The organism is Flavobacterium sp. N1736 (assembly GCF_025947065.1).
Classification (GTDB): Bacteria; Bacteroidota; Bacteroidia; order Flavobacteriales; family Flavobacteriaceae; genus Flavobacterium.
Genome location: NZ_CP109994.1, coordinates 4,378,929 through 4,399,170 on the forward strand (window position 1 = coordinate 4,378,929; position 20,242 = coordinate 4,399,170).

The window sequence follows — 20,242 nt, forward strand, 5'->3', positions numbered from 1 at the left end:
TGATGTTGAAATTAATATAATACTTAATCTGTCCAAAATATTGGTTTTATATTCGAAGCAATAGTGGTGCAATCGCCACAAGGTGCATTTACCCAAAAATAAAACCTGCTAGCGTTAAAATAACTTATTTTTTCTGCATCTAAATCATCAAAGTAACTGTCACCATGTGTACACGGATCTGGATTAAAAGGCTCATTTGCATAACAAAACTCTTTACAATCTGTATAATAAGGCGGAGGTGGTTCATTTGGAAAAATATCCCCATAATTAAAATAAATTCTTTCTACTGATACAGAAGCAACATCAAAATACCCCACTATTTTATTATTGGGATTATTTGTAGATTTTAAGTTTCCTAATAAAAATCCGGGTTGAGTAGGCGATAAAACACTTCCGGAACCTGATATTGTTTTTAAAGTATTGTAATAGGTAAAGGCGGCTAAACTTTCTACATATTGCTTTACTAATATGCTGTATCTTGTTGTAATAATATAATCCTGATCGCTAATAAAACGAATTAAATAATTAACACGATCCTCAGTAAGGGTATTCGTATTCACTAAAATTAGATCTGTACTTTTTTTACTGCTGTAACAAATCTTTGTGTCAGTTGAATTTGGAGTAAAAATAAGTGACCCGTTAATTAATGTTGCCTTAGTTGGCACCCATTTTGGGGCAACAATTTTATAGGTTTCTTCATATTCATACCTATAATATTGGGATTGCCTATTTGCATCAAAACTATTTATTCTAATACCAACTCCTCTTGCATTATCTTTTGTTTCAATAGCAGGAGTTACATCGTGCATAGGGTTAACAGTAGTTAATGTTTCTAAAGATGATTCAAAAGATCTTCCATCTTTGGTAGTAATATGCAATTGGTATTTTCTTTCCGGTTGAGCCTGAAATTCTACATCAGAGATGTAATTTTCGGCGTTTTGTGTAAAATTATACTGATTTCCGGCACCATCAGTAATAAATACTTTGGCTCCGCTTTCAGGTAAATAACTATCATCTTCAAACTTGGCTGTTTTCGTAAGTTTTATTTCCTGAAATTTAAGTTCGTTTGTTATTGTAGCCTCTACAACCAATACTTCTTCATAAGTATTAGTTAATAAAGGATACGATTCTGTACAGCCATTCAAAATAATGGCAAGCAGAAAAAGAATAATACAAATATTTGGTTTATAATTTTTCATTTAATTAAAATTTAAAATTATAGGTAATACTCGGTACAGGAATTGAGAAAATAGATGTTTTATACCCTTTTACTTTTCCACTTTGATCTGTTACGAAGTAAATAGAATATGGATTATTTCTACCTAAAACATTGTAAACAGAAATGTTCCAGAAACTATGTGCTAATTTTTTTATTTTATGATTTCCTTCAATGTTAATTCCAATATCCAGACGAATATAGTCCGGTATTCTGTACGCATTTCTGTCGCTATACAAAGTATAATCTGAATTTCCATAATGGAAAGTCCCAATTGGATATGTTATAGGTCTTCCCGTTTGGTATAAAAAGTTGGTTGATAAACTATAACGTCTTGTAAATTTATAATTTAAAATGGCACTTAAATCATGAGGTTTGTCAAAATTTGCAGGAAAATAATCTCCGTTATTTACTCTTTCAGAACTAAACTGACTATCTAATTTAATAAGAGTACGAGAATAAGTATATCCTATCCATCCGTTTAATCTTCCGGTTGTTTTCTTTAATAAAAGTTCAACACCATACGCTTTTCCTTCGCCTTGTAATAATTCCGTTTCAACATTTTCGTTTAGCAAAAGTTGTGCTCCAACTTTATAATCAAGAATGTTTTTAGATTTTTTGTAATATCCTTCAAGACTAATTTCATATTCTTCATCTTTTAGGTTTTTAAACAAACCTAAAGAAACTTGCTGTGCAGTTTGAGGTGCTACATTTGAGTCCGATAACTTCCAGGTATCCGTTGGCGATTGCGTAACATTGCTGGACAAAAGATGAATATACTGTCTTGTCATATCATATCCGGCTTTTACCGAGAAATCTTCCGTAATAAAATAACGAGCTGCCAAACGAGGCTCAAAACCGCCGTATGTTTTTATAACTTCATTTTTTTTGTAATGTGTCGTTCCTGTTACAGTTTCGTCACTTAAAGGCAAACCTGCCTGATAAGAATTTACATTTGCTTCTCCAAGCGCTGCATAATAAGAATATCTCAATCCTAAATCAAGCAGTAATTTATCGCTTAATTTATAACTGTCTGCTAAATAAATTGCCGATTCGAGCGCCCTTTCTTTTTCAATATCAGTTGAATTTAAAAGCGATTCAGGGTTTTTAGGATGTTGGTAACCCGGCGAAATGTTGTATAATTTACTTGCAATTCCGTAAGATAAAGTATGTTTTGGAGTTAACTGATAATTTAATTTTAACTGTAATTGTGATTCGCTTACTTTATATCCAAAGTCAAATGCGTTAATATCTGCAGAGTCATAATCAATATTAAATTTGTATTCGCTGTTTGTAAAAATCAACGCAGCTTTACTTTTTTTATTAAAAGTATGATCCCATTTTAAAGATGCAAGCCTGTTGCTGTATTTGTATATAGAATCTGAACTCAGACTAAAACGGTCATGACTATAATACGCCGTAGCTTCAATATTATTATTGCTGTTAATTGCATTATTATATTTTATAATTCCGTCATAAAAACCAGCCTGACTATTTTTTAAATTTTCATCATCTAAAGATTTTAAAATCCAGTCCGAGTAAGTGGCACGACCACCAAATATAATACTGGATTTATTTTTTTCGATTGGTAAACTAAGCGTAAGATTTGATGTAATTGGACCAATTGCTCCTTCACCTGAAAATTTTTCCGGATTTCCGTTTTTGGTTGTTATATCAAATACAGAAGATAATCTTCCTCCAAAATCAGCCGGAATACTACCTTTATAAATATCTGCTTTTTTAGCTGTATACGGATTTATAGCTGAGAAAAACCCTAAGAAATGCTGAGGATTATAAAGTACAGCATTGTCTAAAAGAATCAGGTTTTGATCGTCTTTTCCACCACGAACATTAAATCCTGCAGATCCTTCACCGGTAGTTTTAATACCCGGAAAAGTAGTCGCAACTTTTAAAATATCTCTTTCTCCAAGAATTAAAGGCACATTTTTTATTCCTTCAATATCAATTGAAACCAAGCCGGAAACGGCAGTTTCGGTTTGTTTTTTACCTTTTTTATTAATTACAACTTCATCTAACTGATTTGATTTATCATTAAGATTCACATCAAAACTACCGTCATCATAAACCATTAAAGTTTTTGTAACTTCCTTATGGCTTAATGATTTTATCTCGATAACATTGATTCCTCTTGGAAGTTGTAACGTATAATTTCCGTCAGGATCACTAGAAGTGCTAATGTTTTTGTTTTTTACTTTAACGTAAATATTAGCTTCAGGTTTGCCTGTTTCAGCATTTTTTATGGAGCCTGATACAGTGTACGTTTTTTTAGTTAAATCCTTATTTTCTTTACCAATAAAAACAATAGAGGCTTTTTTGGTCACACTATAACTATTTAATGAATCGTATTGCTGATAAAAAACAGGATTATCTGTACCGTTATTTCCATTATTTTGACTGTCTGCCGGAGCATCAGTAAAATAATTAGCAGGTAAATCATCGTGTATTGTGCTGTTAAGTGTTAATATCACTTTCTTTTTAAGAATGATAAAATTTAAATCGGTTTTATTTAAAATTTTATCCAGCAACTCATCGATTTTAATATCAGTATAAGTTTCGTTGATTAACGTTTTATTTGAGCTAACCCAGGTTGGATCAAAATAAAACTTGTAAGATGTTGATGCTTCAATTGCTTTTAAGGCACTTTCTAAAGTATCATCTTTAAAGGTTATAGATATTTTCTCATTCGAATTTTGGGCAACAGATAATTGAAATGAGAATAAAATAATTAAGGCGAGTATAAATTTTTTCATTTGTCTTATTTGGTTTGAATGGAAAGAGAATTACTAATATATTTCATCAAATTTCTCATAAATTGATTCGAGTCTGAATTTTTAAGTTCTCTATTCATTAAATAAAACCCATTGATTTGCTTTTTTTGGTCTGGAAATAGTTTGATGATGTCGTTCTTGCTTTGTATGGAATAAATTTTGCCTTTTAAATCAAGAAAATAAGAAGTGTCTTCTTTAAAAGTGTAAAGTAAAATCCCTTCATTAATTGATTTTTGTTGATTTTTATGATGTTTGATGTAAAATGTAAAATCAGGAGAGATTTTATTTTCTTCATAAAAACCAGCTGTAAATTCAGGAACTGCCGGATCTTTTCTGTCAATATTTACAAAGTTTTTGTCTTTAATAGAAAAAGATCCTACTTTGGTAGTGATAACATTTATTCCAACGTTTTCTGATTCACCAAAAGGATTCAAAACCAAAACATCTCTATAAATGTCATATTTTAGTTTTACATTATAATACATTTGCCCTTCATAAGTGAGTGTTCCCAATTCGTACTGATTAATATAATACAAATGATTTCCTTCAACTGTTCTGTAAGGATTGGTGTGCGGAATGCCATTAATAATGTCCAAATTCTCTTTACCAATCGTTTTATCGAACCAATTGTAAATAGCGACATCATTGCTTGTTTGGCTGTGAATAGCGAAAATGTTTAAGAATAATCCAAATAAAATAAGGAAAGCAGATTTTTTTTGATAATTTTTCAAAGGATTGTGTGGTTTTAATGTTTTATTTTGGCGATTTCAAAAGTATCAAAAAAATGTTATAAATTTCACGCATAAGTGTTAAAATGTCATTTATTATTTACTAGTTTAAATAAAAAATCCCAAGTCATATAGATGAATTAGGATTTTTAATGAAAAAATTATTTTTAAATATCAGTTTTTAAAACAGTAAATCTACCTGTGAATTTATCTTTTCAAGATAATAATCGATCTTCCTGATAGCCCTGTTAAAAAATAGATTTTGTTCCTTAATTCCGGATTGTCCTAAAGGTTTTGAATTGATAATTTGCTGTTTAAAAAATTGATGCACATTTTTGCAACTATCTTCATTATCAGTAATAAAATATCCTAAAAGAGTGTAAGGAACAAACATGGTTAACTTTTCTTCTGTTTCAATAAGCATATTATTGTTGAGTAAAATCAACTCGTTATAATAAATATTGAAATTCGTATTTGGCGCATTGCATTTTTCCTGAATCAAATTAATAATTCTTTTCAAGTCTTTGCAAAGTGCATTTGCATTTTTGAGGGAAAGTAAACCAGCCTCATGAAAATATAAAATTTGTTGTAGACTACTGTTTATTGTTGTGTCGTTCCAAATTTCATTAACAATAGTATTTTCATATACATTTTTTAGCTTTTGCATGTATTCTGCAAATGATTCTTCAATTATAAAACTCTCAAAATTGACTTTCTTCTGATTTGTGTTTAAAAGATTCAGCCAGACAAAAGCTTTGAATTTTGATAAAATAGTTCCGTCCATAAAATAAAACAGCGGAATATCTTTCGCGGAATAAAAAAGAGTTGTTTTGGGATTTTTGGTTAATATTTCAATTTGTTCTGCTGATGTCCTGAAATATTGAAGCATATCTTTTAATGTTTCTATTTCAATTGTTTTCTCTACGATCACTTTTTCTTTCTTCGAAAATAAATTATCCAGAGATATATTGAAATGATCTGCTAGTTTTATGGTTTCATCAATCGAAAACTTACTTTTTTCAGATATTCTTCGATGTGATGCATCATAACTAATTTCTAAAATAGCAGCAATTTCATCTATTACAGATGCCGATTTTGGAATCTTGTTCCGAATTGCCTTTAAAAAAGATTCTTGATATTTCATAATTTGCGATAATCACAAATATAATAAATAGTTTAATTGATTTAAGCAAATTTGTATGTGATAATTGCAATAGGTTTGTTCTGTAATTTTTAAATATAATTTTATGAAAACATCAATTTTAGTCGTTCTAAGTTTTGTTTTTGGATATTCTTACAGTCAAAATTCAGTACTGATTCAAAAGGATTCCGTTATACTGCATTCGCAAATTTTCAGTCTTTCACCAATTTCTAAAAAAGTAGATAAAGTAAACGGATTGGTATTTGGTCTTGGACATATTGAGAATAAAAATATTGAATACCAAACTATTAATGGTATAAATATAGAGGCAAATCCGGCACCTGCAGCCGGGGCATTCTATGCTTTTATATGCTTAATGCATCTGGATGAAAAAATTAGAAATAATAAAATCAATGGTATTGTAAAAACTACTGATGAAGATTTTAAAATTAAAAGTGTGCGTTATGCGCCTGATTTACAATTGAACGGATTAAATATTAGTTCGGGATGTTTTTTTACTATGACTAGTATGAACGGATTAAATATTTCTGCAGGAAATAAATTCAACAATTTTAATGGTCTTTCGATTACTGTTTTAGGAACAATTGCAGATCATCAAAACGGACTTTCGCTTGGTATTTATAATGCTAATAATGATTTAACCGGCTCGACAATTGGAATCTACAATCTATCGTATCAATTAAGTGGACTGCATTTAGGAGTTTTTAATCAAACGAGGATTAATAGAGGTTTGCAAATTGGAATTTTGAATAAATCAAATTCAAAAGGTTTTCAATTAGGTCTTTGGAATATAAATAATAAAAGGTCAATGCCTTTTTTAAACTGGTAAATTATGAGAAGATTTATAATATTGCTGATTTTTATATTTTCAGGATCTGTATTTTCTCAAAACGAATCCCAGGGTTCGTCTGATGAATATGAAAGAATTTATATTGAAGCCGGTTTTCTACAGCCAATCGGAAAGCTTTCTGATAAGTTTGATCTTTCGCCTTCATTTGGTTTTTGGTTTAGAAATAAATTGAATCAGGAAGATTTTGTAGATTTTGGATTTAATTTTTTTATTCCTAAAAATCCGGCGCAACCTAATTTTAAGTATCGGGATTCTATTGTACAATATAAATCAAGTCATTTTGCAATAAACATTGGAACTCGTTTTACAAAAGTTATTCTGTTATCTCAAAGAAAAACAGACTTTAATCTGGAATGGAATTCCGGAATTGGACTGGCTTTAAATTTTTATAATGCTCCAAATGAGTTAGAATTTGGCGATAGAGAACATACAAAAGAAGTTTTGACTACGTTTTATTTGTCTCAAGGAATCAAGCTTAATTATAAAAATACAGGAATACAATGTCATTATCAATGGTCGCCATACGGATTGTTTAATGATCGGGTTGAAAAGAATTTTGGTTCTCAAAGTTTGATGTTCGGAATAGTTTACAGACAGTAATTTAAACGAAAAACCCCAAGTCAAATAAATGAATTGGGGTTTTCTATGAATAAACCTTTAGTAAACTAAGATCTGATTACTCTTTTTTGTCCTCACGAGGAGGTCTTTGTAAAAGTGCTTTTCTTGACACTTTTTCTTTTTTAGTTTTAGGATCAACACCTAAGTATTTCACTTCAAATACATCACCCATGTTTACAACATCAGTAACATTTTCAGTGCGTTCCCAAGCTAATTCAGATACGTGTAATAAAACCTCATTTCCTGGTGCAGAAGTATATTCTACTACAGCTCCAAAATCTAACATTTTAATTACCTTAACTTCGTAAGCTTCTCCCATTTGTGGTTTGAAAGTAATTGACTTAATTTTCGCCAATACTGCTTCAATTCCGGCAGGATCTGTACCTAAGATTTCGATAACACCTTGCTCATCAACTTCGTTGATAACAATAGTTGTTCCTGTAGCTTTTTGTAATTCCTGAATTACTTTTCCACCAGGTCCAATTAAAGCTCCAATAAAGTTTCCAGGAATAGTTCTGGTAATGATTTTTGGTGCATGTGCTTTTACGTCAGCTCTTGGCGCAGCAATAGTTTCAGTTAATTTACCTAAAATATGTAAACGTCCTTCACGTGCTTGTCCTAAAGCCTGCTCCATAATATCATAACGTAAACCGTCAATTTTGATATCCATTTGACAAGCAGTAATACCGTCAGCAGTTCCGGTTACTTTAAAGTCCATATCTCCCAAGTGATCTTCATCACCTAATATATCAGACAATACAGCAAATTTATCACCGTCAGTAATTAATCCCATAGCAATACCAGAAACTGGTTTTACCATTTGAACTCCAGCATCCATCAAAGCCATTGTTCCCGCACAAACTGTTGCCATAGAAGAAGAACCGTTAGATTCTAAAACCTCAGAAACAATACGAATTGTGTAAGGACAATCAGCAGGAATCATATTTTTTAACGCTCTTTGAGCCAGGTTACCGTGACCAACTTCTCTTCTTGAAGTTCCTCTTAGAGGTTTTGCTTCACCAGTAGAAAAAGGAGGGAAGTTATAGTGTAAATAGAATTTCTCTTCACCTTGTTCAGATGGAGAATCAATTTGGTTTGCTTCTCTTGAAGTTCCTAAAGTTACAGTTGCCAAAGCCTGAGTTTCTCCACGTGTAAATAAAGATGATCCGTGAACTCTTGGTAAATAATCAATTTCACACCAGATTGGTCTGATGTCTGTTGTTTTTCTACCGTCTAAACGAACACCTAATTCTAATACTACATTACGAACAGCTTCTTTGTTTGTTTTGTAGAAATATTTAGAAACTAAATCTCCATCAGCAGCTAATTCTTCTTCAGTAAATAAAGCTTTAACTTCTTCTTTTACTTCTGCAAATGCAGCCGTTCTTTCGTGTTTAGCAGATCCAACTTTTGCAATAGCATAAATTTTATCGTAAGCTGCAGCTTTTACTTTTTTGTAAATTTCTTCGTTTTCTTTCTCACCTTCGTAAGTACGGATTTCTTTTTTACCAAAAGCAGCCTGCAAACGCAATTGTGCCTGAATTTGAACTTTTATAGCTTCGTGAGCAAATTTGATAGCTTCTACCATTTCTGCTTCTGAAATTTCTTTCATCTCACCTTCAACCATTGCAACTGAATCCATAGAAGCTCCAATCATCATGTCGATGTCAGATTTCTCTAAGTCTTCTCTGCTTGGATTGATAACAAATTTTCCGTCGATACGTGCAACACGTACTTCAGAAATTAGGTTATAAAAAGGAATGTCTGAAACAGCTAATGCTGCAGATGCAGCCAAACCAGCTAAAGCATCTGGCATAACAGTTTCGTCATGAGACATTAATTGAATCATAACTTGTGTTTCAGCATGGTAATCATCTGGGAAAAGCGGACGTAAAACGCGGTCTACTAATCTCATTGTTAATACTTCGCTATCGCTTGGGCGAGCTTCTCTCTTGAAGAAACCTCCAGGAAAACGACCTGCTGCTGCAAATTTTTCGCGATAATCTACCGTTAATGGTAAAAAGTCTACCGCAGGGTTAGCGCTACGAGCTGAAACTGCTGTTGCAAGTATCATCGTGTCGCCCATTCTTACTACTACAGAACCATCAGCTTGTTTAGCCAAACGTCCTGTCTCGATTGTGATGCTTCTGCCATCACCTAAATCGATTTTTTCTACAAATAATTGTGGAATCATAAATTTTTCCTTATTGGTTATACAATGGGTTTTAGTTGTGTTGTAGTTGTTGTGTGTAGTTGTTGTTAATCTAAAACCCAATGAAAAACCAAACTTTTTTTCTTATAAAAATGCTTGTAAATAAATACAATCTGTAAAAACAAAAAGAGGCACTTTCGCACCTCTTTTCTATATTGATTATTTTCTGATATTCAATACTTTGATAATCTCACGATATCTGTTGATCTCTTTCTTTTTCAAGTAATCCAACAAAGCTCTTCTTTTACCTACTAATAGTACAAGTGAACGTTCAGTGTTGTAATCGTGACGATTTTTTTTCAAGTGCTCAGTTAAGTGTGAAATTCTGTAAGTGAACAATGCAATCTGACCTTCTGCGCTTCCAGTATTTGTTGCACTACCGTGTTGAGCGAAAATCTCTTCTTTCTTTTCTTTAGTTAAATACATTCCAATATTATTTAATGATTTTTATGTAGTCGTACATCTTTTGTAAGACGGTGCAAAATTACTACTTTTTTTTGAAAAAATAAATTTAAAGAATGAAAAATTTACAGATTAAACAATTTAGACTAAAAATAATCTTTTTTTAATCTTTTAAGTGTCCAATTTTTTAAAATAATTTAGCAACTTCTTGATTAACAAACTCTAAAAACCTTTCGTCGGCTTCTGTAAAAGGATCTATAACATGGCTGTCAATGTCAATTTGACCAATATTTACACCATTTACAAATAAAGGAACCACAATTTCAGATTTTACTGTAAAGCTGCAGGCAATATAATTATCCTGAGCAGCAACATCCGGCACTACAAAATTAGCATTGCTTTCTGCAACCTGACCACAAATTCCTTTTCCAAACGGAATCACGGTATGATCTGTTTCTGCACCAACATACGGGCCTAAATGCAGCGTTCTGTTTTCGTGATTGGCAAAATAAAAACCAACCCAGTTATAATATTCTACATTCTCATTTAATAATTGGCAGATTGATAAAAGTTTTTCGTCTCTAACACTATTGTTATCAGCTACTATAGCGCTTATTTTTGGTTGTAATTCCTGAAATGTCATGATATAAAAATTTTATACAAAAGTATTTAAAGCTGAACTCAAAAAATACATAAATTTGAAAAAAAAATCTTTTGAGAAAATATTTAATACAATTCAAGCCATTTTTAATTTTTATCAGTACTTTTTTTGGAGTTTACATCTTGCTTACAGTTCTTTATAAATTATATTTAAATAGTTTTGAAACAACTAACATTGATGGAATAACAAATTTTGCCGGGCATAATGTCGATCAGCTGATGCGTTGGTTTAATTGTGATATCAAAATTTTTAAAAGTATTTCAAAACCTTATTTAGAGGTTTGGTACAATCAAAAATACACACTCAGAATTATAGAAGGCTGTAATGCTGTAAGTGTGCTTATATTATTTGTTTCTTTTGTAATTGCGTTTTCAGGCAAATTCAAAACCACTTTACTTTTTATCATATCCGGTGTACTCCTTATATATATATTGAATGTAATTCGAATCGCGTTATTAACTATTTTGTTATTTTATTTTCCCGAAAAAGAACATATTTTACATGGTGTTCTTTTTCCACTAATAATTTACGGACTTGTTTTTATTTTGTGGATTATTTGGGTGAATAAATTTTCAAAATATGCTAAATAAAATATTCGAGCATAAACTGAAAATTATAGTTACAATTTTGGTTGTAATATGTTTTGGAATCATTAGAGGTTTCGAAAACCAATTCTTTTACGATCCTTTTTTAGATTATTTTGAAACTGATTTTAAAAATTTGCCTTTTCCTGCAGTAGATTCTTTTAGGCTTTTTGAAGGGCTTTTATTTCGTTATTTTTTAAATGCGATTTTATCTTTACTATTAATTTACTCGCTGTTTGAAGATATTGAGATCGTTAAGTTCAGTACAATTTTATATGTATTTTTTTTGCTGCTGCTTTTTAGTATGTTTTTTATAATTCTGAAATTTTATCCTGAAGGAAACTGGATTCTTTTCTATGTAAGACGATTTGTTATCCAGCCCATATTTGTGCTCTTATTTATTCCGGCTTTTTATTATCAGCAGCAAAATCTTAAAAAATAACATTTTGTTAGCGCTTTTTCGAAGCTTTTTAAATAGTTTTGCAATATGAATTTAAAAAAGTGCACCGGATTATTTTTAGCGTTCCTATTGTTGGTATCCAACATTGGGTTTGCTTTTGATGTGCATTATTGCGGAGGTAAAATTGCTTCGGTTTCATTAAACACCACAGTTTCTGCCTCACCGGAAAAACAATGCTGTGGAGCAAAAGAAAAAAAATCATCTTGTTGTAAAGATAAAGTAGTTCATTTGGAGAAAAAATCAGATGACGCTACCTTTAAAATATTTTTTTTTCAGATTGCTTTTCCAGCAATAATTCAGGAATTTAAACCAATTGCTTTTTTATCGATACCTAATTTCAAAAGCAATCAAATCATTTCGTATTATTCTCATGCGAATGCACCTCCATTATATAAATTATATCGACAATATATTTTTTACGCCTGATTTTAATATTTAGAATCAAACCCTTTTATGGTTTGTAATGTACTGTTTTTGTTTTTCTGATGTATCGGAAAACTTAAAAACAGAATTTTCTAAATAATTAAAATCATTTTTTATGCAAAAAAATATCATGCTTTTTGTGATGGTTTTGCTTTCTGTTTCTGTGTTTTCGCAAGAAGATTTAGAAGAAGTAAAAATTACAAAAAAGCAAAAAGGAATTAAAAAATCCTATACGCTTACCGCTAATACAACCGTAATAACCAGCAAAGAATTGCTGAAAGCAGCGTGTTGTAATCTGGCCGAAAGTTTTGAAACAAATCCTTCCATAGATGTCAATTTCTCTGATGCTTTAACAGGAACCAAACAAATAAAAATGCTTGGTTTAACAAGTCCGTATTTAATGATCACCGAAGAAAATATTCCATCGGTACGCGGTGCTTCTCAGGCATATGGATTATCTTTTACGCCCGGAACCTGGATAGAAAGTGTTCAGATTACCAAAGGCGCCGGAAGTGTCATTAACGGTTACGAGAGTATTTCGGGACAAATAAATACAGAACTTTTAAAGCCTTTAAGCGACATTCCGTTTTTCCTGAACGCTTATGGTTCTACCGATTCCCGCTTTGAACTCAATACGCATTTCAATAAAAAAATATCCGATAAATGGGCGACAAGTTTATTTGTACACGGAAATACCCGAGTGTCTAAAAATGACATGAACAACGACGGGTTTTTAGATAATCCGTTAGGAAAACAAATCAATATTTTAAACCGCTATCAATACTATGATCCTGAAAGCGGTTTGGTGAGTTTTATCAATTTCAGATATATGAATGATAAAAAACAAACCGGAGAAGTTGATTTTGATAAAGACCGAGATCGCGGAACAACAAATCATTGGGGATCAGAAATCAATACAGAACGGTTTGATGTTTCTACCAAAATTGGATACGTTTTTCCGGATATGCCATATCAGAGTATTGGTTTTCAAAATGCTTTCAACAGCCATAATCAAAATTCTTATTTTGGTTTAAATCAATATGATATTAAGCAAAACAGTTATTATTCGAATTTAATTTTCAATTCGATTATCAATAATACAAAACACAAATTCACGACGGGTTTAAATTTTACTTATGATCAATATCAGGAATTTGTGAATGTAAATGATTATAGCAGAATTGATAATTCGGTTGGAGCCTTTTTTGAATATACATATGACAACACCGATAATTTTAGTTTAATTTTAGGAGGAAGAGTTGATAATCATAACCGACTTGGCTTTTTTGTAACGCCTCGTTTGCATATGAGATATAATCCGTGGAAAAATGGTGTAATTCGTTTTTCTGCAGGAAGAGGAAAACGCTCAGCTAATATTTTCGCCGAAAACCAACAGCTATTCGCAAGCTCAAGAACATTTTCTATTTTGGATAACAATGGAAAAATCTATGGATTAAATCCTGAAATTGCATGGAATTACGGAATTAGTTTTTCGCAGAAGTTTAAACTTTTTAATAAAAATGCCGATGCAGGTTTTGATTTCTACCGAACTGATTTTCAAAATCAGGCAGTTGTCGATTTAATGCAAAGTCCGCAGGAAGTTTTGTTCTATAATTTAAAAGGAAATTCATTTGCTAATAGTTTACAGGTTGAGTTTAATTACGAATTAGTCCATAATCTGAATTTAAGGACAGCATATAAATATTACGACATTCAAACAGATTATTTACGAGGAACGTTTCAGCGTCCGTTGCAGGCAAAACATCGTTTTTTAGGAAATCTGGAATACGAAACCAACCTGAATAATGATAAACAATGGAAATTCGATTATACTTTTAACTGGTCAGGAAAACAGCAATTACCTTATACAGCTTCAAATCCTGTTGCAGATCAGTTTCCGAATTTTTCACCGTCATACGCTGTAATGAATATTCAGGTAACAAGAGTTTTTTCATCGGTTTTTGAAGTTTATATTGGCGGAGAAAACATTGGGAACTACAAACAGGAAAAAGCAATTTTGGGCGCCAATGATCCATTTGGACCAAATTTTGATGCTTCTGTTGCATACGCTCCAATTTATGGACAAATGTATTATGCAGGATTACGATTTAAAATAAAATAGTTCAATATCAATTTCAATTTCAATAACAATAAATAATTAATAAGATGAAATCAACGATTCACGAATACAAAAAAAGCAATATAAAAGGCATGAGTAAAAATTTAATTTTAATAGCATTGATCACCTTTTTAGGATTTTCGGCTCAGGCTCAAACTAAAAAAAACAAGAACTTTAAATATACGACAGAAGTAAACGGAAATTGTGAGCAGTGTAAAAAGCGAATTGAAAAAGCGGCTTACAGTGTTCCTGGTGTAAAAACAGCCAATTGGGATATAAGCTCACATCAATTATCTGTAATTTTAAACGAGGAGAAATCGTCGCCTGATGATTTAAATAAAGCGATTGCAAAAGTTGGTCATGATACAAAAGATGTAAAAGCAACGCAGACAGATTATGATAATTTACATGCATGCTGTAAATACGAACGAGAATAAATGAATGAAGCCCAAGTTTAAACCTGGGCTTTTTTAATAGTTAATTTATCTTTAAAATACCGTATTTAATTGTGGTTAAAGTAAATTATTGCTACTTTCACCAACTATAAATGTAACCAAACCATTTTATGAATAATTTTGATTGGACCCAATTAATAAATCCTGAATTCTATATAACTTTAAGTATTGGAGGTTTTCAAATTGGTTTGTATATTGTTTTGTTTATAGTCTTTGCTGAAACAGGACTTTTTGCAGGTTTTTTTCTTCCCGGAGATAGTTTACTTTTTTTAGCAGGTATTTACAGTCGTGATTTAATTCAAAATGTAGTTTATATTCCAAGTGATTTTATAAATGTTTTTATACTTTCAATTTTGGTTGCCATTATGGGTGTTCTTGGAAACATGACTGGTTACTGGTTTGGTGCAAAAAGCGGTTATTATTTGTTTAAAAAAGAAGATACTTTCTGGTTTAAAAAGAAATACCTATTGCAATCAAAAGATTTCTTTGAAAAATATGGAGGAAAAGCAATTATTTACGCACGTTTCTTACCTATTTTTAGAACATTCGCTCCAATTATAGCAGGAATAGTTTCTATGGATAAAAAGAAATTTATGTTCTATAATATTCTAAGTTCATTTTTGTGGTCCTTTGTCTTAATCTTTTCAGGGCATTATTTGTACGGAGTGTTCTTAAAACAAGGAATAGATTTAAAAGAACATATAGAATACATTATTATAATAATTGTGATCATATCTACATTCCCGGTGCTTCTTAAATTACTAAAGAAAAGACCAATAGAAAAAATATAAATTAGATCATATTCATATAAAAAAAGTCCGAGGTTTTAAACCTCGGACTTTTTTTATGTAAATAAATAATCAGTAAATGGTTTTTAAACTTAAAAGCGATACAATTTTAAGCACAAAAAATCCAAGCTTTTGCTTGGATTTTTTTATATATAAGTTGAAATTTGGAATTTCAATATTGTAATTTAATCTTTATTTTGGAATTTAAACTCTTACCATTCATTTACCTTATTGGCATCCATCTTTAAAAAGATAAACAATAAAATAGTGAATCCCCAAAGTCCTGATCCTCCGTATGAAAAGAACGGCAGCGGAACTCCAATAGTTGGAAAAATACCGACAACCATTGCAATATTTACAAAAAAGTGAATGAATAAAATTCCTGCAACACAATAACCATAAACCCTGCTAAATTTTGTTTTTTGTCTTTCTGCCAAATAAATTACCCTTAAAAGCAAGCCAACAAATAATGCGATTACGACTAAAGAACCTGTAAAGCCCCATTCCTCACCAACAGTTGTAAAAATATAATCGGTATGTTGTTCAGGAACAAAACCTCCTTTGGTCTGAGTTCCTTCTAAAAAGCCTTTTCCAATCCATCCACCGGATCCAATTGCAATTTCAGATTGATTTGTATTGTATCCAATACCTTTCATATCAACTGTTTTTCCAAGCAAGATATTAAAACGGTCTCTGTGGTGTTGTTTGAATACATTGTCAAATACATAATCAACAGATAAAACAAAACCGGAAATCAAAGCCAAAAGTATAGTACTTAAAAGTATATTTCGATCTACAGCCCGACCTTTAAAATGTATTATGATTAAAACTCCCAAAGCAATAAGGATTACTACATAGGGTTCCAGCACCAAGGTTAACACAAAAAGCAGAATCGTTATAAAGCCAGTCCAGACATACCAGGATGGCAATCCTTCTCTAAAAAGAACCACAATAAAAATACTATATATTAAAGCACTTCCCGGATCTGGTTGCGGTAAAATTAAAAAAACGGGCAAAAACACAATAGCCAATGCCTGAATTTGTCTGTTTGTTTCCTTTAAATTAATTTGACTGTCACTTAAATATTTGGCTAAAGCCAATGATGTTGCGGCTTTTGCAAACTCAGAAGGCTGAATTGTAAAACTTCCGATAGCATACCAACATCTTTGCCCTGCAATGGTTTTTCCAAAAAGAAACAAACCGGCTAATGATAACAAAGAAACACCAAATATAATACTGGCGTATTTTTCATAAAATTTACCATCGACAAAAAGAACGACAAATATTAGCGGAATTGTACAGGCAATAAATATTAATTGTTTTTCATAAGTACCGTCTGTAGACAGTAGGGAAGATGAATATATATTCAGCCAGCCTAGAGTTACTAAGGCAATATAGATAAAGACACTTATCCAATCAATATTATTTTTTACACTTTGATTTCTCATTTGAAATAATCCTTATTAGTTGTCTTTAGTAGTGTCTACGGCTGTTTTTTTAATTTCTGTTTTGGCTGTTGGTACTTTCGGAACAACAATTTTAGCTTTTAAAACAGAGTCTTTAGGAGTAGATTCGATAGCGCTTGCTTCAGTCATTCCTCCTAATTTAGCATATTCGCCTGCTAAGCTTTTATTTAATACACGAACTTCTAAATCTGTTCTCGTAATTTTCTTTCTAAGATATTTTTCGATCATCAAACTCGCAATTGGTCCTGCAACTGTAGCACCAAAACCTCCATTTTCGATCATAATCGCTATAGCAATTTTCGGATTGTCTTTTGGAGCAAAAGCCACGAAGATAGAGTGATCTTTAAGCTGTGTTCTTTTTCCGTTTATTTTAGCGAAATTTTCTGCCGTACCCGTTTTTCCACAAATATCAATGCCTTCTACTCTAAGCGCATAAGCTGTTCCTTTATTGTATACATCAAATAAACCACTTATTACAGGCGGAAAATATTTTTGATCAATTGTTGTAACATGCTTGGTAGTAAATTTAGCATCAATTTTTTTGCCTTCAATCTTTTTAATGATATGAGGTGTGTAATAATAACCCTGATTGGCAACTGTCGCCATCATGTTGGCAAGTTGTATTGGCGTCATTAAAACTTCTCCCTGACCAATTGAATTTGATACAATTGTTGTGCTTCTCCACCCTCCATTAGGATATATTTTTTTATAGGTTTTAGATGTTGGAATATTTCCTTTTTTACCTGTAGGTAAATCATAACCCATAAACTGACCTAATCCAAAACTTTTTATGTGATCACTCCAAACGTCAACAGCTTTTCCCGGATCAGAAAATTTATTAATGGTTAACATGTATGCATTTGCAAAATAGGTATTACAAGAATTATAAATTCCGTTATGCAATTGATGCGGGCCAAAACCGTGACACTTCATAAAACGTCCTCTACCATAACTAAATCCGTGATGACACATAAAAGTTGTCTGCTCATTGATAACACCTTCCTGCAATGCAACTAAACCGGTTAAGATTTTGAATGGCGAACCCGGAGGATATTCTGCCAGAAGCCCTCTGTCGTATAAAGGTTTTGCGATCGAATCATGATATAAAAGTGTATAGTTTTTAGATCTTTGTCTTCCAACTAAAATTCCCGGATCATAAGACGGAGCAGTAACCAAAGCCAGAATTTCTCCGGTTTTTGGTTCAATAGCAACAATTCCTCCTCGTTTATTAATCATTAATTCTTCACCGTACTTTTGAAGTTCGGCATCAATGGTTAAATTGATATCTTCTCCGGCAACGGCGATGGTATCGTATTTTCCATCTTTATAAGAACCAATTTCTCGATTGTATTTGTCTTTCTGAATATATTTTACCCCTTTTATTCCGCGTAAAATTTCTTCGTAACTTTCTTCAACACCTTGTTTTCCAATTAAATCACCGCTATTGTAGTATGGATTTTTGGCAATTAAATTTTCGTTTACCTGAGTGATAAACCCAAATATATTAGCACCATAATCTACCTCATAATCACGAAGCGATCTTTTCTGAAAATAGAAACCTTCATATTTTCTGATCTTTTCCTGAAAAGCAGCAAACTCTGATTTATTTAATTGAGATAAAAATACAGATGGTAATCGCGGACTATAAACTTTTGCCTTTGCAATTCTTTTATAGTATTCGTCAGTTGTAATGCCTAATAAATTACAAAATTCAGAAACATTAAGGTTTTCTTTGATTTCTCTCGGAATAACCATGATATCATAAGAAGCCTGATTGGCAACTAATAATTTTCCATTTCTGTCATAAATATATCCTCTTTCCGGATAATCATAAGCTTTTTTAATTGCATTATTTTCTGATTTTAATTTAAAAGAATCATCAATAATTTGCAAATAAAATATCCTGATCACTAGCAAAGATGCTGCAATAATAATTAAAGAGGGCAGCAGAACTTTTCTCATCTTCTATTAGGCTTAATAAGATATATTATTATGATTGAAATAACTATGGTAAATGCTGAACTAAATAAAGTCCTGACCAGAATATCCCAGATAAATTTAAACTGGAAAGCTTCAAGTACAAATAGTACAATGTGATGTATTAAAACAGATACTAATATAAATGAAAAACGTTCAGGTGTTAAGGAATCATTTAGTTTTATAGTTTGATATTCGTAACTTAAACCAAATGAAAATTTAAAAATATAAGGCCTGTAATAAGCCAGAATTACACAAGCTGTTGCGTGAATTCCACCAGAATTACAAAACGTATCCATGGTAAGACCCAATAAGAAACTAGAGATAATCAAGCCAGATTTATTACTGTTTACCGGATAAAGAATAATATATAAGATATACGGAAAAGGACTTATGTATCCCAGGAAATTCATATTATTAAAAATAACAACCTGAATTGCCAGTAACACAATAAACCGAAAAATATTGACTAACAATGCGCTATTCATCTTTCCCCTTTTTTTCTAAATTAATAAGTTCTTCCCGGTCTTTACTCTTAATAATGTAAACATGTCCAAGATTGGTCATATCGTTAAACAGTTTTACGTTAATAACATAAAAACTTGTTTTGTCTTTGATGTATATTTTATCAACGGTACCAATGTTAATTCCTTCAGGGAAAATAACAGATTGACCACCGGTAACAATGGTGTCGCCTTTTCTGATAGAAGCTAATCTCGGTACATCTTCAAGCTGAACAAATCCGGTACTTTTACCGTTCCAGGTTAATGAACCAAAGTGATTTGATTTTTTGATTTTTGCATTAATCTGCGATTTCATATTCAAAATACTTACCACAGTAGAGTAGTTTTTTGATGTATTATCGACAACACCAATAATTCCTAAACTATTGATTACTCCCATATCCTGTTTAACTCCTTCTTTTGAACCGGAGTTTAAGGTAATGTAGTTTTCGTGTGTGCTGTATGAATTATGAATTACTTTTGAAACAATGATATCAGCAGGTTTTACTCCTTTTATACTATCAGCCAAAGGTATTTTTGTGGTGTCTTCTTTATTAAATAAGAGACTTTTTAATCTTGCGTTTTCAAGTACCAGCTCGTCATTTTCGGTTCTTAAATTCAAATATTCATTTACATGATTGATTTTTTCATAAACACCTCCGCTTAAAAAATTAGCCGAACTGATTACTCTGCTTTTATGGTAAGAATGGGATTGAATTGTGAGAGCCAACGAAATACCTAAAAGCAGCAAAAACAGCAATCGATTACTGTTTCTTATAATGAAATTAAAAATTTGCTGCATTTCTTGTTCGGTTATTTTGTTTCAGGA

The 20,242-nt window shown here is 31.5% G+C and carries 19 protein-coding genes; 8 read left to right on the forward strand and 11 right to left on the reverse strand.

The window, feature by feature from the left end:
• Window positions 1-23 precede the first annotated feature (23 nt).
• The 4 genes from OLM54_RS18585 to OLM54_RS18600 all read right to left on the reverse strand — a co-directional run bounded on the left by OLM54_RS18585 (window position 24) and on the right by OLM54_RS18600 (window position 5,877).
• A complete protein-coding gene (locus tag OLM54_RS18585; RefSeq protein WP_264536044.1) occupies window positions 24-1,199 on the reverse strand; it encodes a DUF4249 domain-containing protein in 1,176 nt (391 codons plus the stop codon).
• A gap of 4 nt (window positions 1,200-1,203) precedes the next feature.
• A complete protein-coding gene (locus OLM54_RS18590) occupies window positions 1,204-3,987 on the reverse strand; it encodes a TonB-dependent receptor (protein WP_264536045.1) in 2,784 nt (927 codons plus the stop codon).
• A 5-nt stretch (window positions 3,988-3,992) separates the two neighbouring features.
• On the reverse strand, window positions 3,993-4,736 hold the full coding sequence (locus OLM54_RS18595; RefSeq protein ID WP_264536046.1) for a hypothetical protein: 744 nt from the start codon (window positions 4,734-4,736) through the stop codon (window positions 3,993-3,995).
• Between the two features lie 178 nt (window positions 4,737-4,914).
• Window positions 4,915-5,877: a hypothetical protein gene (locus OLM54_RS18600; protein WP_264536047.1), complete on the reverse strand. Its 963-nt coding sequence runs from the start codon at window positions 5,875-5,877 to the stop codon at window positions 4,915-4,917.
• A 103-nt stretch (window positions 5,878-5,980) separates the two neighbouring features.
• Between OLM54_RS18600 and OLM54_RS18605 the strand changes: the two genes are divergently transcribed.
• Together OLM54_RS18605 and OLM54_RS18610 are read left to right on the forward strand one after the other, a co-directional pair.
• Entirely contained in the window at window positions 5,981-6,724 is a 744-nt protein-coding gene (locus OLM54_RS18605) for an LA_2272 family surface repeat-containing protein (RefSeq protein ID WP_264536048.1), read from the forward strand.
• Between the two features lie 3 nt (window positions 6,725-6,727).
• Window positions 6,728-7,345, forward strand: coding sequence for a hypothetical protein (locus OLM54_RS18610; protein ID WP_264536049.1), 618 nt, complete (start codon window positions 6,728-6,730; stop codon window positions 7,343-7,345).
• 76 nt (window positions 7,346-7,421) lie between these two features.
• Here the strand turns inward: OLM54_RS18610 and OLM54_RS18615 are convergent, their stop codons facing one another.
• From OLM54_RS18615 to OLM54_RS18625, 3 genes are all read right to left on the reverse strand, one after another.
• The gene (locus tag OLM54_RS18615) at window positions 7,422-9,557 is read right to left on the reverse strand and encodes a polyribonucleotide nucleotidyltransferase (RefSeq protein ID WP_264536050.1); all 2,136 of its coding nucleotides are present in this window, start codon (window positions 9,555-9,557) and stop codon (window positions 7,422-7,424) included.
• 177 nt (window positions 9,558-9,734) lie between these two features.
• Entirely contained in the window at window positions 9,735-10,001 is a 267-nt protein-coding gene (rpsO, locus tag OLM54_RS18620) for a 30S ribosomal protein S15 (RefSeq protein ID WP_029271792.1), read from the reverse strand.
• Between the two features lie 163 nt (window positions 10,002-10,164).
• On the reverse strand, window positions 10,165-10,620 hold the full coding sequence (locus OLM54_RS18625; RefSeq protein WP_264536051.1) for a GAF domain-containing protein: 456 nt from the start codon (window positions 10,618-10,620) through the stop codon (window positions 10,165-10,167).
• A gap of 71 nt (window positions 10,621-10,691) precedes the next feature.
• Here OLM54_RS18625 and xrtF point away from each other — a divergent pair, with 71 nt between their 5' ends.
• From xrtF to OLM54_RS18655, 6 genes are all read left to right on the forward strand, one after another.
• Complete coding sequence (gene xrtF / locus OLM54_RS18630) at window positions 10,692-11,228, forward strand: exosortase family protein XrtF (protein WP_264536052.1); 537 nt, start codon at window positions 10,692-10,694, stop codon at window positions 11,226-11,228.
• Window positions 11,218-11,664, forward strand: coding sequence for an exosortase F system-associated membrane protein (locus OLM54_RS18635; protein ID WP_264536053.1), 447 nt, complete (start codon window positions 11,218-11,220; stop codon window positions 11,662-11,664). Before xrtF ends, OLM54_RS18635 begins: the two co-directional genes overlap by 11 nt.
• A gap of 45 nt (window positions 11,665-11,709) precedes the next feature.
• On the forward strand, window positions 11,710-12,108 hold the full coding sequence (locus OLM54_RS18640) for an HYC_CC_PP family protein (RefSeq protein ID WP_264536054.1): 399 nt from the start codon (window positions 11,710-11,712) through the stop codon (window positions 12,106-12,108).
• A gap of 112 nt (window positions 12,109-12,220) precedes the next feature.
• A complete protein-coding gene (locus OLM54_RS18645) occupies window positions 12,221-14,227 on the forward strand; it encodes a TonB-dependent receptor plug domain-containing protein (protein WP_264536055.1) in 2,007 nt (668 codons plus the stop codon).
• A gap of 44 nt (window positions 14,228-14,271) precedes the next feature.
• Window positions 14,272-14,661 (forward strand): heavy-metal-associated domain-containing protein, encoded by a 390-nt coding sequence (locus OLM54_RS18650; protein WP_264536056.1) that lies wholly within the window; start codon window positions 14,272-14,274, stop codon window positions 14,659-14,661.
• Window positions 14,662-14,789: 128 nt separating this feature from the next.
• The gene (locus tag OLM54_RS18655; RefSeq protein WP_264536057.1) at window positions 14,790-15,470 is read left to right on the forward strand and encodes a DedA family protein; all 681 of its coding nucleotides are present in this window, start codon (window positions 14,790-14,792) and stop codon (window positions 15,468-15,470) included.
• Window positions 15,471-15,679: 209 nt separating this feature from the next.
• Here OLM54_RS18655 and rodA read toward each other — a convergent pair whose 3' ends face one another.
• Genes rodA through mreC form a run of 4 tightly spaced genes read right to left on the reverse strand, consistent with a single transcriptional unit; the run spans window position 15,680 to window position 20,215 of the window.
• Entirely contained in the window at window positions 15,680-16,915 is a 1,236-nt protein-coding gene (gene rodA / locus OLM54_RS18660; RefSeq protein WP_264536058.1) for a rod shape-determining protein RodA, read from the reverse strand.
• A 15-nt stretch (window positions 16,916-16,930) separates the two neighbouring features.
• A complete protein-coding gene (gene mrdA / locus OLM54_RS18665) occupies window positions 16,931-18,895 on the reverse strand; it encodes a penicillin-binding protein 2 (protein WP_264536059.1) in 1,965 nt (654 codons plus the stop codon).
• Complete coding sequence (locus OLM54_RS18670) at window positions 18,892-19,398, reverse strand: rod shape-determining protein MreD (RefSeq protein WP_264536060.1); 507 nt, start codon at window positions 19,396-19,398, stop codon at window positions 18,892-18,894. Before OLM54_RS18670 ends, mrdA begins: the two co-directional genes overlap by 4 nt.
• Window positions 19,391-20,215, reverse strand: coding sequence for a rod shape-determining protein MreC (gene mreC / locus OLM54_RS18675; RefSeq protein ID WP_264536061.1), 825 nt, complete (start codon window positions 20,213-20,215; stop codon window positions 19,391-19,393). Before mreC ends, OLM54_RS18670 begins: the two co-directional genes overlap by 8 nt.
• Window positions 20,216-20,242: the final 27 nt, after the last annotated feature.

Excerpts from the sequence above, each read along its gene's own strand:
- OLM54_RS18585 (WP_264536044.1), bottom strand. The coding sequence starts at position 1,199 with ATGAAAAATTATAAACCAAATATTTGTATTATTCTTTTTCTGCTTGCC.
- OLM54_RS18640 (WP_264536054.1), top strand. The coding sequence starts at position 11,710 with ATGAATTTAAAAAAGTGCACCGGATTATTTTTAGCGTTCCTATTGTTG.
- OLM54_RS18605 (WP_264536048.1), top strand. The coding sequence starts at position 5,981 with ATGAAAACATCAATTTTAGTCGTTCTAAGTTTTGTTTTTGGATATTCT.
- OLM54_RS18635 (WP_264536053.1), top strand. The coding sequence starts at position 11,218 with ATGCTAAATAAAATATTCGAGCATAAACTGAAAATTATAGTTACAATT.
- OLM54_RS18610 (WP_264536049.1), top strand. The coding sequence starts at position 6,728 with ATGAGAAGATTTATAATATTGCTGATTTTTATATTTTCAGGATCTGTA.
- OLM54_RS18650 (WP_264536056.1), top strand. The coding sequence starts at position 14,272 with ATGAAATCAACGATTCACGAATACAAAAAAAGCAATATAAAAGGCATG.
- OLM54_RS18670 (WP_264536060.1), bottom strand. The coding sequence starts at position 19,398 with ATGAATAGCGCATTGTTAGTCAATATTTTTCGGTTTATTGTGTTACTG.
- OLM54_RS18655 (WP_264536057.1), top strand. The coding sequence starts at position 14,790 with ATGAATAATTTTGATTGGACCCAATTAATAAATCCTGAATTCTATATA.
- OLM54_RS18645 (WP_264536055.1), top strand. The coding sequence starts at position 12,221 with ATGCAAAAAAATATCATGCTTTTTGTGATGGTTTTGCTTTCTGTTTCT.
- mreC (WP_264536061.1), bottom strand. The coding sequence starts at position 20,215 with ATGCAGCAAATTTTTAATTTCATTATAAGAAACAGTAATCGATTGCTG.
- OLM54_RS18625 (WP_264536051.1), bottom strand. The coding sequence starts at position 10,620 with ATGACATTTCAGGAATTACAACCAAAAATAAGCGCTATAGTAGCTGAT.
- mrdA (WP_264536059.1), bottom strand. The coding sequence starts at position 18,895 with ATGAGAAAAGTTCTGCTGCCCTCTTTAATTATTATTGCAGCATCTTTG.
- rodA (WP_264536058.1), bottom strand. The coding sequence starts at position 16,915 with ATGAGAAATCAAAGTGTAAAAAATAATATTGATTGGATAAGTGTCTTT.
- OLM54_RS18600 (WP_264536047.1), bottom strand. The coding sequence starts at position 5,877 with ATGAAATATCAAGAATCTTTTTTAAAGGCAATTCGGAACAAGATTCCA.
- OLM54_RS18615 (WP_264536050.1), bottom strand. The coding sequence starts at position 9,557 with ATGATTCCACAATTATTTGTAGAAAAAATCGATTTAGGTGATGGCAGA.
- OLM54_RS18590 (WP_264536045.1), bottom strand. The coding sequence starts at position 3,987 with ATGAAAAAATTTATACTCGCCTTAATTATTTTATTCTCATTTCAATTA.
- rpsO (WP_029271792.1), bottom strand. The coding sequence starts at position 10,001 with ATGTATTTAACTAAAGAAAAGAAAGAAGAGATTTTCGCTCAACACGGT.